Origin of the sequence: Streptomyces sp. JHA26 (assembly GCF_002005565.1) — a bacterium.
Lineage (GTDB): Bacteria > Actinomycetota > Actinomycetes > Streptomycetales > Streptomycetaceae > Streptomyces.
The window spans coordinates 33,633-46,305 of sequence record NZ_BDJC01000023.1; the positions used below are offsets into that span (position 1 = coordinate 33,633).

General features: G+C 72.5%; 14 protein-coding genes. 1 reads left to right on the plus strand and 13 read right to left on the minus strand.

What is annotated here, in order from left to right:
• Window positions 1–135: 135 nt before the first annotated feature.
• The 5 genes from JHAT_RS16145 to rpsB all read right to left on the minus strand — a co-directional run bounded on the left by JHAT_RS16145 (window position 136) and on the right by rpsB (window position 4,785).
• Window positions 136–1,284: a phosphatidate cytidylyltransferase gene (locus tag JHAT_RS16145; RefSeq protein ID WP_077798878.1), complete on the minus strand. Its 1,149-nt coding sequence runs from the start codon at window positions 1,282–1,284 to the stop codon at window positions 136–138.
• Window positions 1,284–1,841 (minus strand): ribosome recycling factor, encoded by a 558-nt coding sequence (frr, locus tag JHAT_RS16150; protein WP_077798939.1) that lies wholly within the window; start codon window positions 1,839–1,841, stop codon window positions 1,284–1,286. The genes JHAT_RS16145 and frr overlap by 1 nt, the downstream gene beginning before the upstream one ends.
• A 181-nt stretch (window positions 1,842–2,022) precedes the next feature.
• On the minus strand, window positions 2,023–2,781 hold the full coding sequence (pyrH, locus tag JHAT_RS16155; RefSeq protein ID WP_077798879.1) for a UMP kinase: 759 nt from the start codon (window positions 2,779–2,781) through the stop codon (window positions 2,023–2,025).
• A gap of 202 nt (window positions 2,782–2,983) precedes the next feature.
• A complete protein-coding gene (gene tsf, locus JHAT_RS16160) occupies window positions 2,984–3,820 on the minus strand; it encodes a translation elongation factor Ts (protein ID WP_077798880.1) in 837 nt (278 codons plus the stop codon).
• Window positions 3,821–3,915: 95 nt separating this feature from the next.
• Window positions 3,916–4,785, minus strand: coding sequence for a 30S ribosomal protein S2 (rpsB, locus tag JHAT_RS16165; protein WP_077798881.1), 870 nt, complete (start codon window positions 4,783–4,785; stop codon window positions 3,916–3,918).
• Between the two features lie 271 nt (window positions 4,786–5,056).
• Between rpsB and JHAT_RS16170 the strand changes: the two genes are divergently transcribed.
• A complete protein-coding gene (locus JHAT_RS16170; protein ID WP_077798940.1) occupies window positions 5,057–5,680 on the plus strand; it encodes a murein hydrolase activator EnvC in 624 nt (207 codons plus the stop codon).
• Between the two features lie 164 nt (window positions 5,681–5,844).
• Here the strand turns inward: JHAT_RS16170 and JHAT_RS16175 are convergent, their stop codons facing one another.
• The 8 genes from JHAT_RS16175 to lepB all read right to left on the minus strand — a co-directional run bounded on the left by JHAT_RS16175 (window position 5,845) and on the right by lepB (window position 12,649).
• On the minus strand, window positions 5,845–6,402 hold the full coding sequence (locus JHAT_RS16175; RefSeq protein ID WP_077798882.1) for a TetR/AcrR family transcriptional regulator: 558 nt from the start codon (window positions 6,400–6,402) through the stop codon (window positions 5,845–5,847).
• A 116-nt stretch (window positions 6,403–6,518) separates the two neighbouring features.
• Window positions 6,519–7,361, minus strand: a complete 843-nt coding sequence (gene whiG / locus JHAT_RS16180; protein ID WP_077798883.1) for an RNA polymerase sigma factor WhiG — start codon at window positions 7,359–7,361, stop codon at window positions 6,519–6,521.
• A gap of 285 nt (window positions 7,362–7,646) precedes the next feature.
• Window positions 7,647–8,822 (minus strand): DNA-processing protein DprA, encoded by a 1,176-nt coding sequence (gene dprA, locus JHAT_RS16185; RefSeq protein ID WP_107481942.1) that lies wholly within the window; start codon window positions 8,820–8,822, stop codon window positions 7,647–7,649.
• A gap of 98 nt (window positions 8,823–8,920) precedes the next feature.
• On the minus strand, window positions 8,921–10,546 hold the full coding sequence (locus tag JHAT_RS16190) for a YifB family Mg chelatase-like AAA ATPase (RefSeq protein WP_077798885.1): 1,626 nt from the start codon (window positions 10,544–10,546) through the stop codon (window positions 8,921–8,923).
• Window positions 10,546–10,908, minus strand: a complete 363-nt coding sequence (locus JHAT_RS16195) for a YraN family protein (protein WP_171990918.1) — start codon at window positions 10,906–10,908, stop codon at window positions 10,546–10,548. The genes JHAT_RS16190 and JHAT_RS16195 overlap by 1 nt, the downstream gene beginning before the upstream one ends.
• A gap of 88 nt (window positions 10,909–10,996) precedes the next feature.
• Window positions 10,997–11,305: a DUF2469 domain-containing protein gene (locus tag JHAT_RS16200; RefSeq protein ID WP_003965949.1), complete on the minus strand. Its 309-nt coding sequence runs from the start codon at window positions 11,303–11,305 to the stop codon at window positions 10,997–10,999.
• 56 nt (window positions 11,306–11,361) lie between these two features.
• Window positions 11,362–11,883, minus strand: a complete 522-nt coding sequence (locus tag JHAT_RS16205) for an NUDIX hydrolase (protein WP_077798887.1) — start codon at window positions 11,881–11,883, stop codon at window positions 11,362–11,364.
• Complete coding sequence (gene lepB / locus JHAT_RS16210; RefSeq protein WP_077798888.1) at window positions 11,873–12,649, minus strand: signal peptidase I; 777 nt, start codon at window positions 12,647–12,649, stop codon at window positions 11,873–11,875. The genes JHAT_RS16205 and lepB overlap by 11 nt, the downstream gene beginning before the upstream one ends.
• Window positions 12,650–12,673: the final 24 nt, after the last annotated feature.

Here is a 12,673-nt window from a genome sequence, read left to right on the forward strand (position 1 = left end):
ACCCCGCGTCGGCGGGGACAACGGCAGGGCCATGCCGAAGCCAGGAGACCTCAATGGGACGTCCCCGCGTCGGCGGAGACGATGGAAGGGCCCGCGGCCGTACGCCGCGGGCCCTTCCAGACTACCCGACCGTCGTCAACCCGCCCCGACGAAGATCACCAGCAGCAGCCACACCACCGGCGCCGTCGGCAGGAGCGAGTCCAGGCGGTCCATGATGCCGCCGTGGCCCGGCAGCAGCGTGCCCATGTCCTTGATGCCCAGGTCCCGCTTGATCATGGACTCGCCGAGGTCGCCCAGCGTGGCGCTGGCCGCGACCGCGAGGCCGAGCAACAGGCCCTGCCACCACTGGCCGTCGTCGATCAGGAACTGCACGCACAGCGCGCCCGCCGCCATCGCGAAGGTCACCGCTCCGAGCAGGCCCTCGCGGGTCTTGCCGGGGCTGATGCGCGGGGCGAGCTTGGTCCTGCCGAAGCGCCAGCCGACCGCGTACGCGCCGGTGTCGCTGACGACCGTCAGTATCAGGAAGACCAGCACGCGCCAGGCGCCGTCGTCGGCCGCCAGCATCATGGCGACGAACGTGGCCAGGAAGGGCACGTAGAAGGCCGAGAACAGGCCCGCCGTGACGTCCTTGAGGTAGCCCTCCGGCGGTCCGGTCATCCGCCACGCGAGGACCGCCAGCGCCGTGAGCGCCATGGCGACCCACGCGCCCTCGGCGCCGCGCACGTACCCGGCGACGACCATCGCCGCGCCGCCGACCGCGAGCGGCACGAGGGGCGCCTTGATGTCCTTGCGCTCCTGGAGCCGTGTGGTCAGCTCCCACAGGCCCACCACGACGGCTGTCGCGATGACACCGACGAAGACGGCCTTGACGACGAACAGCGACGCGATGATCACCGCGCCGAGCCCGACGCCGACCCCTATCGCGGCGCCCAGGTCGCGCCCCGCGCTCTTCTTCTGCGGCTGCGGCTGCGGCTGCGCCGGCTGCTGGGCGTCGGGCATGGGCTCCGGATTCTGCGGCACCGCCGCATACGGCTGCGCCGACGGGGTGTCGTCGCGGAACGGCTCGTCTCGGAACAGGGGGCCGCTCAGCCGAGCGGCCCCCTGGTCGTCATCCTGGTCTCCGCCGTGTTCGGGCACGTCGGGCACGATGGGCATGGGGCGAGTCTGCTGCGCGTTGTACGCATCGTACGCGGGACCCGCCGGGGCCGTCCCCTGGGCAGGCCCCTGGTCGGACGGCCCCCAGTACCCGGCTTGTGGCGGCGCTCCCCAGGAAGAGTCGTTCATCAGACCTCGAGCAGTTCGGCTTCCTTGTGCTTCAGGAGCTCGTCCACCTGGGCGACGTACTTGGCCGTGGTGTCGTCGAGCTCCTTCTCCGCGCGGCGGCCCTCGTCCTCGCCGACCTCGCCGTCCTTGACCATCTTGTCGATGGTGTCCTTGGCCTTGCGGCGCACGGAGCGGATGGACACCTTGGCGTCCTCGCCCTTGGCCTTGGCGACCTTGATGTAGTCGCGGCGGCGCTCCTCGGTGAGCTCGGGGAACACCACCCGGATGATGTTGCCGTCGTTGCTGGGGTTCACGCCCAGGTCGGAGTCGCGGATCGCCTGCTCGATGTTGCGCAGGGCGCTCTTGTCGAACGGCGTCACCACGGCCATGCGCGGCTCGGGCACGGAGAACGAGGCCAGCTGGTTGATCGGCGTCAGCGCGCCGTAGTAGTCGGCCACGATCTTGTTGAACATCGCCGGGTGCGCACGGCCGGTGCGGATCGCGGCGAAGTCCTCCTTGGCGACCACGACGGCCTTCTCCATCTTCTCCTCGGCCTCGAGGAGGGTCTCTTCGATCACCACTTGCTCCTGCGTGTCTTGAGTAGGCCCGGCTGCGGATCCTGTCGGAGCCGCGGCCGGCTGCGTCGCGTCTTCTTCCTGCACGGTTCCCGACCGGCGGGACATTGTCCATCCCCCGGCCCGGCCCCGTCCCGTCCGTCCCCCGGACAGGCGGCGTCCGTGGACAGGGGGTGTTCTCCGGTCAGTCCCGGTTTCCTTGGTCGCCCACCAGCGTGCCGATCTTCTCACCCTTGACGGCGCGGGCGATATTGCCCTCCTTCAGCAGCTCGAAGACCACGATCGGGAGGTCGTTGTCGCGGCAGAGGGTGATGGCCGTGGCGTCGGCGACCTTCAGGTCGCGGGTGATGACCTCGCTGTAGCCGAGCGCGTCGAACTTCACGGCGTCCGGGTTGGCCTTCGGGTCGGAGTCGTAGACCCCGTCCACGCCGTTCTTGCCCATGAGCAGTGCCTCGGCGTCGATCTCGAGGGCGCGCTGGGCGGCGGTGGTGTCGGTGGAGAAGTACGGCATGCCCATACCGGCGCCGAAGATGACCACGCGGCCCTTCTCCAGGTGGCGCACGGCGCGCAGCGGGATGTAGGGCTCGGCGACCTGGCCCATGGTGATGGCGGTCTGCACGCGGCAGTCGACGCCCTCCTTCTCCAGGAAGTCCTGGAGGGCCAGGCAGTTCATCACGGTGCCGAGCATGCCCATGTAGTCGGAGCGGGCGCGGTCCATGCCGCGCACCTGCAGTTCGGCGCCGCGGAAGAAGTTGCCGCCGCCGATGACGACGGCGATCTGCGCCCCGTCGCGGACGACGGCCGCGATCTCGCGGGCGATGGCGTGCACCACGTCGGGGTCGACGCCCAGGCCCCCACCGCCGGAGAAGGCCTCTCCGGACAGCTTCAGCATGAAGCGGCCGCGTACTTTGCCGTCGTCGCTCTTCTCGGCCTTGGTGGTCATGGAGATCTCGCCTCTTTTACGTGGTTCACACATACGAAGAAGGCCATTGCCGGTGGATGGTTCACATCCCGTGCGCGGCAATGGCCTCCTCGTCAGTTCTGCTGTCGCCCGCCGCCGCGCGCGTGTGCCCGACGGCAGACGGCAACGGCACGGACGACTGCTGTCGACCCTACCCGGGTCGCGCGTCCGTCGCGGTACGGACTCAGATGCCGACCTTGATGCGCGTGAAGCGCTTCAGGGTGACACCGGCCTCGTCCAGCACCTTCTGGACGGACTTCTTGTTGTCGAGCGCGTAGGGCTGGCCCAGCAGCGTGGCGTCCTTGAAGAAGCCGTTGAGGCGACCCTCGACGATCTTCGGCAGGGCGGCCTCGGGCTTGCCCTCGGCGCGGGTGGTCTCCTCGGCGACGCGGCGCTCGGACTCGACGACCTCGGCCGGGACGTCGTCCTTGGAGAGGTACTTCGGCGCGAAGGCGGCGATGTGCTGGGCGACGCCCTTGGCGATCTCGGCGTTCGGCTTGTCCAGCTCGACGAGGACACCGATCTGCGGGGGCAGGTCGGGCATCGTGCGGTGCATGTACGCGCTCACGAAGCCGCCGGAGAACTGCGCGAAGCGGTCCAGGACGATCTTCTCGCCGAGGTTGGCGTTGGCCTCGTCCACGAACGCCTGGACGGTCTTGCCGGGCTCGATCTCGGAGGCGAGCAGGGCCTCGAGGTCGGCCGGGGAGGCCTTGGCGACGTGCTCGGCGATGGCCTTGGCGACGGTCTGGAACTTCTCGCCCTTGGCGACGAAGTCCGTCTCGCACTTCAGCTCGACGAGGACGCCCGAGGTGTTGTCGTCGGAGATGATCGAGACGACGGCGCCGTTCTCGGCGGAGCGGCCCTCGCGCTTGGCGACGCCCTTCTGGCCCCTGATGCGGAGCGCCTCGACGGCCTTCTCGACGTTGCCCTCGGCCTCGTCCAGCGCCTTCTTGCAGTCCATCATGCCGGCGCCGGTGAGCTCACGAAGCTTCTTGACGTCGGCGGCGGTGTAGTTCGCCATGATTCCGGAATCTCTCTCGAAGTCTGAGGATCTACGGGCCGGACGGCGGGGACTGGTGTGGTCCCCGCCGTCCGGCACCCGAAGGTGGTGAGGGGTCAGGCCTGCTCGGCGTCCGCGGCAGGGGCCTCGGCGGCGGCCTCGGCGGGGGCTTCGGCAGCGGCCTCGGCGGGCTTCTCGGCCTCGTCGGCCTTCTTCTCACCCTCGAGCAGGTCACGCTCCCACGCGGCCAGCGGCTCGCCCGCGGCCTTGTCGCCCTTGCCCTCGGTGGCGGCACCGGAGCGGGCGATGAGGCCCTCGGCGACGGCGTCGGCGATCACACGGGTGAGCAGGGTGACGGAGCGGATCGCGTCGTCGTTGCCCGGGATCTTGTAGTCGACCTCGTCGGGGTCGCAGTTGGTGTCGAGGATGGCGACGACCGGGATGTTGAGCTTCCGGGCCTCGCCGACCGCGATGTGCTCCTTCTTGGTGTCCACGATCCAGACGGCGCTGGGCACCTTCTGCATCTCGCGGATACCGCCGAGGGTCTTCTCCAGCTTGGCCTTCTCGCGGGAGAGGACCAGCAGCTCCTTCTTGGTGAGGCCGGAGGCGGCCACGTCCTCGAAGTCGATCTGCTCGAGCTCCTTCAGGCGCTGCAGGCGCTTGTAGACGGTCGAGAAGTTGGTGAGCATGCCGCCCAGCCAGCGCTGGTTGACGTAGGGCATGCCGACGCGGGTGGCCTGCTCGGCGATGGCCTCCTGCGCCTGCTTCTTCGTGCCGACGAACATGACCGTGCCGCCGTGGGCGACGGTCTCCTTGACGAACTCGTAGGCGCGGTCGATGTACGACAGCGACTGGAGCAGGTCGATGATGTAGATGCCGTTGCGCTCGGTGAAGATGAAGCGCTTCATCTTCGGGTTCCAGCGACGGGTCTGGTGACCGAAGTGGACGCCGCTCTCCAGCAGCTCCCGCATCGTGACGACGGCCATGGCCGTATCTCCTCGAGTTTCTCGGTTGTGCCGCGGAAGCCGGACGGCTCCCGCGCCTGACGCCCGCGATGCGCCGTGCCACTGGGGACCGAGGGGCGCTGACACGAGCCCGGAGGGCTTCGTGTCGGGGCGTGCGAAGTCGACCCGGTCACCCGGGTCGCCATCAGAAGTGTACGGGACCCGAGGGGCGCCGGGTGACGCAGCTGTCCACAACCGGCGAGTGGCCCACAGACCCGGACGGCGGGTGGCACCGGTGCGGGACGGTTCCCGCATGCGAGCGAGGCGATGTGCGGGTGCGTGTACGTGGGTGGCGGTGCTGCTGGCCGTCATGGCTTTGGGGCCGCCGCGGCCGGAGCGACCGGCACCGTCGGTGACACCGGCGGCGGTCTCCGTGGCGGGTCCCCGGCGGGGACCGGGCCCTGCGGTGCCGGCCGTCGCCCGGTTCTGGCCGGTCGGCACCCGGCCCGCGGTCCTGCGGGGCTGGGAGCCCCCGGCGACGCCGTACGGCCCGGGGCACCGCGGCGTGGACCTCGCCGCGCCGGCCGGGGCCCCGGTGCGGGCGGTGGCCGCGGGGAGGGTGGTCTTCGCGGGGCGGGTCGCGGGGAGAGGCGTCGTCTCGCTGGAACTGACGGGGACGGGCGAGCCGCCGCTGCGGACGACGTACGGGCCGGTGCGGGCGTCGGTGCGCGGGGGCGACGAGGTCGCCGCGGGCGAGCCGCTGGGCACGGTGGAGCCGGCGGGGCCCCACTGCTCGGCGTGTCTGCACTGGGGGGTGCTGAGGGGAGACGTCTACCTGGATCCGCTCGCGCTGCTGCCGCCGTGGCTGCTCGGGGCGGGCCCGTCGAGACTGCTGCCGGTGCTGGGAGTCCCCCTCCCCGCCGGGCCGCGGCCGTAGGCGCCTTCCCGCGGCCGAACGGACCCGGGAGGTACTCCGGCAGAGGTACGGCCGGGCGCCGCGGGCCCTCCGGGGCTGCCCCCGTGACACCGGGGCCGTGCGCCCGGCCGGGGACACGCCGCCGGGCACCCGGTGCGTGCCGGGTCCTCGACGGTCCCGGGCGGTCAGCCCCGGACGCCTCGCAGCGCCATGGAGACGGCCGCCTCCGTGACCACCGCCGGTTCCTCGGCCGCTCCGAGCTCGATCCGCCGCACCGCCGCGTCCACGACGCCCTGGAGCAGCATCGCCGCCAGCCGCGGCTGCCCGTGCCCCATCTCGCCCAGCGCCTCGACGATCATCGCGACCAGGCCGCCGTGCGCCGCCCGGATCTTCTCGCGGGCCCCGGCGTCCAGTTCGCTCGCGGAGATGGCCACCACGGCCCGGTGCCGCCGGTCCCCGACCAGGTCGAGCTGCCGGCGCACATACGCCTCGACCTTGTCCTCGGGTGTCGTCTCACGCTCCATCGCCGCCTCGACCTCCGCCGCCCAGACGGGGAAGTCGACGGCGCACAGCTCCTCGACGACCGCCGCCCGCGACCGGAAGTACTCGTAGACGGACGAACGGGCAAGCCCCGTCCGCTCGGCGAGGGCGGGGAAGGTCAGCGCCTCCGTCCCGCCGTCGGACAGCAGGGAGCGTGCCGCGTCCAGCAGGGCGGCACGCTGCATCGACCGGTGCTCGGCCACGGAGGCCGCTCGAATCCTTGGCACGCCACCACTGTACGGAGGCGTTCGTCCGGACGGGAGTCACCCGTCCGCCCGCGTGACCGCCGGCGCGGCCGAACGGGGGCCGTCGGGGCAGGTCAGCGGCCGAACGCCGCCAGCTTCGCCCGCAGCTGCAGCACGGACTTGGTGTGGATCTGGCTGACCCTGCTCTCGGTCACGCCCAGCACGTTGCCGATCTCGGCGAGGGTGAGTCCCTCGTAGTAGTACAGGGTGACGACGGTCTTCTCCCGTTCGGGCAGCGTGTTGATCGCCCGCGCCAGGAACCGCCGCAGTTCCCGGTCCTCGGCGACCTCCACCGGGTTGTCGGCGGCGGTGTCCTCCAGGGTGTCCATGAGACTGAGCCGGTCCCCGCCCTCGCTCCCGGCGTGCAGCAGCTCCTCCAGGGCCACGACGTTGGCCAGCGACAGCTGGCTGAAGACCGCGTGGAGGTCCTCCACCGCGATCCCCATCTCGCCGGCCACCTCGCTCTCCGACGGGGTCCGCCGCAGCCGCGCCTCCAGCGTCGCGTAGGCCCGCTCCACGCTCCGCGCCTTCTGCCGCACGGAGCGCGGGATCCAGTCCAGCGCGCGCAGCTCGTCGATCATCGCGCCCCGGATCCGGGTGATCGCGTACGTCTCGAACTTGATCTCCCGGTCGACGTCGAACTTCTCGATGGCGTCGATCAGTCCGAAGACCCCGGAGGAGACGAAGTCCGCCTGCTCGACGTTGGGCGGGAGCCCCACGCTCACCCGGCCCGCCACGTACTTCACCAGGGGCGAGTAGTGCAGGATCAGCTGTTCCCGCAGCCGCTCGTCCCCCGTCGCCTTGTACGACCGCCACAGCTCGTCGAGCGTCGAGGGGGCGGGCGGTCGCACGCTGCCACCGTCGCGGGCGGCTGGGGGGAGCGCCGCCCGGTCGGACCCGGAGGTGTGCTGGGGCATTCGTCGCCTTGTGCCGTTCTGCCGTGATGTGGTGTGCCTGAGGAGAGGCCGCCGGTCTGTTGTCTGGTTGTCGCCTGTGGTCGCCTGCCTGCGCGGGGGCATCGTGAGCGTAGCGTGACTGGACTGTCGCGGTGTGCGAAGAACGGCCGGGAGATCGTACGCAGATACGTTCCGCTGGACGCCCCACAGGGGGGATGCCGATCGCTCAGCGTGGTCATTCGAATCCCCCAACTGCGGGAATCCCCAAGGGCGTCGGGCTTCCCCCGGACGGCCGAACACGCTCGGTCAGCACGGGCTCCGGCCCCCGCGGACCGAGATAATCGCCTGGCGTGTCAACTTCCAGCCGTCGCCATGTCGTTCGACGTAACCCAGTGCTCGAAGCTCGTACAGTCTCGCGACCGCGTCGTCCTCGGTGGTCTGTGCGCGGCGCGCGACGTCGGCCGCCACCGCCGTCCCCCGCGCCGGGAGCCAGGCCAGCACCTGCCGGGCCCCAGGTTCCAGCAGGTCGGTGGGCAGCACCGGGCCTCGCCGGTCGGGGGCCAGCTCACCCATGTCGCCGACCAGTTCGACGACCTCCGCGGCGTCGGTGACGAGTACGGCGTCGCCGCGCAGCAGCTCGTGCACTCCCGCGGAGAGACCGCTGGTGGCCGGCCCGGGCACGCCCATGGTGTGCCGGCCCAGGCGCTGTGCCGCGCGTGCCGTGACCAGCGAACCGCTGCGCAGGGCGGCCTCGACGACGACGGTGCCCCGGGTGAGCGCGGCGATCACGCGGTTGCGCAGGACGAATCTGCTCGGTGTCGGGTGGTCGCCCGGCGGCAGCTCCCCGACGACCAGTCCCTGCTCCGCGATCCTGGTGATCAGCCCGGTGTGTCCGGGCGGGTAGGGACGGTCGACGCCGCAGGCGAGGACGGCCGCGGTGGCGCCGCCCGCGCCGAGGGCACCCCGGTGGGCGGCGCCGTCGACGCCGTAGGCCCCGCCGGACACCACGACCCAGCCGCGTTCGGCGAGGCCGGCGGCGAGGACGGCCGCCATGTGGGCGCCGTACTCGGTGCAGGCGCGGGCGCCCACGACCGCCACCGACCGCAGCGCCCACATGCGCAGGCTGGGCCGGCCGCGGACCCACAGTCCGAGGGGCCGGGCGTCCCCCAGGTCGTCGAGCTGCCGGGGCCACTCGGCGTCGCCGGGCACCACGAACCGCACCCCGGCCGCCCGGGCGACGGCGAGGTCCCCGCGCGGGTCGGCCCGGGCGGCCCGGGCGCGGAGCCCGGCCCACCGTTTCCCGCTGACCCCCGGCAGGGGGCGTCCGCCCTCGCGCAGCCGCCGCGCCACCCCCGCGGCCCCGCGTTCCCGCACCCACCGTCCGCCGGTCTCGTCGCCGGGCTCGATGACCCGGGTGAGGAAGACCCGCCCGAGCCGCTCGCCCTCCGCGGTCTCGTCACCTGCCCGTTCCCCCCGGTCCACGCCGCCCGCGCCGTCCCCCGTGCTGCCGCCGCCGTTCCCGTCCACGCCGTCGTCCTCCCGGCCGGGCCGGCCGTTCCCGGCCGCCCTCTCCTTCCCGTTCACGTCAGTGCCCCCAGCGCCATGGGAACGCCGCGCGGCACCCCCGTGCGGAGCTGGAGCGCCAGGGCGACGTCCCTCGCGTCGGGCCGGTCGTGGCCGACGAGGTCCGCGACGGTCCAGGCGACGCGCAGGACCCGGTCGAGGCCCCGTGCGGTGAGCACGCCGCGTTCCAGGCAGCGTTCCGCGTCGTCCAGCGCGCCGGGCGCGGCGAGCCAGCGGCTGCGCAGCTCCCGTCCGGGCACCTCGCTGTTCGAGCGCCACGGGGTGCCGGCGAGTCGGGCGGCGGCCCGTTCACGCGCCCCGCGCACCCGGTCGGCGACCGTCGCGGTGCAGTCGCCCCGGCTTCCGTCCCCCGCGAGCTCCCTGCGCGTGACCCGGTCCACCTCGACGCGGAGGTCGACCCGGTCGAGCAGCGGGCCGGACAGCCTGGCCTGGTAGCGGCGGATCGACGAGGGCGAGCACTCGCACAGGTCGCCCTTCCGCGAGAAGAGCCCGCACGGACAGGGGTTGGCGGCCAGCACCATCAGGAAGCGCGCCGGAAACCGCACCACGCCCGCGCTGCGCGCGATGACGACGTGCCCGGACTCCAGCGGCTGACGCAGCGCGTCGAGGGCATGGCTGCTGAACTCGGGGGTCTCGTCCAGGAACAGGACGCCCCGGTGCGCGAGCGACACGGCGCCGGGCCGGGCCACGCCGGGGCCGCCGCCGACAAGGGCCTGCATCGTGGCGGAGTGGTGCGGCGCGCAGTAGGGGGCGACGTCGATGAGGGGTCTGCCCGGCGGTAGCAGGCCCGCCACCGAGTGCACCGCGGTGACCTCCAGCGACGCCTCCCGGTCCAGCCGGGGCAGGACGGCGGGCAGCCGCTCGGCGAGCATGGTCTTGCCGGCCCCGGGCGGCCCCTCCAGGAGAAGGTGGTGCCCGCCGGCCGCCGCGACCTCCACCGCCGTGCGGGCCGACGTCTGGCCGACGACGTCGGCGAGGTCGTGCCCGTGGTCGCGCTGGGCCGCGCCCACGCCGTGCGTCCCCGTGGCCGCGTCCGTGCCGGGCATGCGCAGGCCGGCCGTGAAGGGGTCGGGCCCGCCCTGCCGGTCCTGCTCCTCCTCCGGCACGGGTTCGTCGGCGAGGACGGCGATCAGCTGGCGCAGGCTGCGCACGCCGAGGACGGAGACACCGGGCACCAGGGACGCCTCGGCAGCGGCGCACTCGGGCACGACCACCTGCTCGTATCCGGCCTCCGCCGCGGCCAGGACCGCCGGCAGGATGCCGCGCACCGGCCGCACCCGTCCGTCCAGGCCCAGTTCCCCGATCATCAGGAGGTCGGCCAGCGTCCGCGGGTCGATCCGTTCGGCGGCACCGAGCACGGCCGCGGCGACCGCCAGGTCGAACCCGCTGCCGCTCTTGGGCACCGAGGCCGGGCTGAGCCCCACCGTCAGCTTCTTCTGCGGCCACTGGGCGCCCGAGTTCACCACCGCCGCCCGGACCCGGTCCCGGCTCTCGGTCAGGCTCTTGTCCGGCAGCCCCACCAGGGTGAAGGCCGCCACGCCCGGTTCGAGGTCGGCCTGGACCTCGACCACCACGCCTTCGACGCCGACCAGCGTCACGGAGCAGGTACGCGCGAACCCCATCACGCCACCCCCCGCGCGTGCTCGACGACCGGCGCGCCGCGCCGCGGCAGGAGCACACCCACCAGGTCGATGCGGACGCCTCCGGGCGGGGCTCCCCCGTGGGTCTGGATCCAGCGCTCGGCGAGCCGGTGCAGTCGCTCCGCCTTGCCGGGGGTCACCGCGGCCATCGGGTGCTCGAAGGCGCCGCCCCTGCGGGTCTTGACCTCGCAGACGACCAGGACGTCGCCGTCCCGCGCGACGATGTCGATCTCACCCGTCCTGCCGCAGCGCCAGTTGCGTTCCAGGACCGTCAGTCCGGCCTCGCCCAGCCGGCGTGCGGCGAGCGCCTCGCCGTACCTTCCCAGCGCACCTCGTGCGTTCATGTCGGCACCACCTCCGGCGCCAACGATCACGCAGACGGACGGATCCCGTCACGCACGGTGAACTACTCACCGGTTGTGGAAAACCCCGTCACCCGCCGGGAAGCTCCAGGTCGCTCTTGTTCAGCTCCTCGATGTTCACGTCCTTGAACGTCAACACCCGCACCTGCTTCACGAAGCGGGCCGGCCGGTACATGTCCCACACCCAGGCGTCGGCCATGGAGACCTCGAAGAACACCTCGCCCTGGACCGAGTGCACCTGCATCTCGTAGTCGTTGGTGAGGTAGAAGCGTCGCTCGGTCTCGATCACGTATTTGAACAGACCGACGACATCGCGGTACTCCCGGTAGAGCTTGAGCTCCATCTCGGTCTCGTACTTCTCGAGGTCCTCGGCGCTCATGGCATGTTCCCCTTCAGCCGTGCGATCCCCCCATTGTGCGCCAGTCCCGTGCTCCCTTAGACGATTTCGGTGTCCAGGGTCACCGGTCCGGCCGGGGGACCCTCGTCGAGCAGCGTGCGCAGCAGCTCGGCGAGTCTGGTCGGATACACCGTCTCATGCGCGCGGGTCAGTTCCGCACACGTCCACCAGCGCGCTCCGGCGACGCTGCGCCGCTCCAGCTCGGTCAGGCCCGCGGCCCGGATCGTCGTCTGCGTGGTGCGGGCCAGGTAGTACCACTCGTCCTGGTCCCAGCGACGGCCCGCGAACGGGAAGGAGCACCGGCGCCGCCACAGCACGGGACCGAGTTCGACGTCGGTGATGCCGGTCTCCTCCTCGAGTTCCCGCCGGGCGGCCTCCTCGTGGGTCTCGTCGCCCTCCACACCGCCGCCGGGGGTGAACCACCAGCGGTCGACCGGGTCGTCCGGCTCGTGGCCGTGCAGCAGCAGGATGCGGTCCTCGGGGTCGAGCAGCACCACCCGGGCGACCTTGCGCAGCCCGACCTCGTGGGTGTCCCGGTCCGCCGGCGTCTCAGCGGCCACCGGTGGGCTCCGTACCGGTCCGGGCGCGGGAGGCGGCGGTCCGTTTGGCGATCGGGCCGTACGCGGCGCCGCCGAGGATCAGGACGGCTCCGGCGATCACCAGGGCGACGACCGTGCGCAGCGGGCCCGGCGAGGAGAGGCCGCCCAGCGCCTCGAAGCCCGTCGGTCGCTCCAGCATGCCGTTCATGGGCCACACGACGGCGTCCACGCGGGCGTCCACGGCACCGCGCGCCACGGTCCCGCCGGCGGCGTCGGTGAGGTGGGCGGTGGAGTCGACGGAGGTGTCGCGTTCGTCGCCGAGCAGGAACAGGCGGCCCTCGGGGACGGTCACGGTCGGGAAGTTCGTGATCTCGGCAGGCGTGCCGGCGGGCAGGTAGGGCTCGTCGATCACCTTGCCGTTGACCTTGAGCTTGCCCTCCTGGCAGCAGGAGACGGTGTCCCCGCCGACGGCGACCACGCGCTTGACCATGGGGGCGTTGGCCCAGGTGGCGTCCTTGAAGACGACGACGTCGCCGCGGCGGACGTCGCCGCCGTCGATGCGCTGCGCCAGCACCCGGTCACCGGCGTGGATCGTCGGCGTCATGGAGCTGGTCGGCACGGTGTAGGGCCGGTAGACCACCGCTCCCCAGGCGAACCCGCCGAGGAACAGCACCAGGCCCAGCGCCACGGCGATGCCGGACAGCCGCTGCCCGGTCCTGCCGGCCGCCGGGGCCCTGCTCGAGCCGCCGCCGTGCGGGGCCGTACGTGTCGTGCTCTCGCCACCCATGGATCCGCACCCTACCGGGCGGTA

Coding starts and splice junctions, on each gene's coding strand:
- JHAT_RS16145 (WP_077798878.1), bottom strand. CDS start 1,284: ATGAACGACTCTTCCTGGGGAGCGCCGCCACAAGCCGGGTACTGGGGG.
- pyrH (WP_077798879.1), bottom strand. CDS start 2,781: ATGACCACCAAGGCCGAGAAGAGCGACGACGGCAAAGTACGCGGCCGC.
- JHAT_RS16195 (WP_171990918.1), bottom strand. CDS start 10,908: ATGAACGCACGAGGTGCGCTGGGAAGGTACGGCGAGGCGCTCGCCGCA.
- rpsB (WP_077798881.1), bottom strand. CDS start 4,785: ATGGCCGTCGTCACGATGCGGGAGCTGCTGGAGAGCGGCGTCCACTTC.
- JHAT_RS16200 (WP_003965949.1), bottom strand. CDS start 11,305: ATGAGCGCCGAGGACCTCGAGAAGTACGAGACCGAGATGGAGCTCAAG.
- lepB (WP_077798888.1), bottom strand. CDS start 12,649: ATGGGTGGCGAGAGCACGACACGTACGGCCCCGCACGGCGGCGGCTCG.
- whiG (WP_077798883.1), bottom strand. CDS start 7,361: ATGCCCCAGCACACCTCCGGGTCCGACCGGGCGGCGCTCCCCCCAGCC.
- JHAT_RS16190 (WP_077798885.1), bottom strand. CDS start 10,546: ATGGGGTTCGCGCGTACCTGCTCCGTGACGCTGGTCGGCGTCGAAGGC.
- tsf (WP_077798880.1), bottom strand. CDS start 3,820: ATGGCGAACTACACCGCCGCCGACGTCAAGAAGCTTCGTGAGCTCACC.
- JHAT_RS16170 (WP_077798940.1), top strand. CDS start 5,057: ATGCGAGCGAGGCGATGTGCGGGTGCGTGTACGTGGGTGGCGGTGCTG.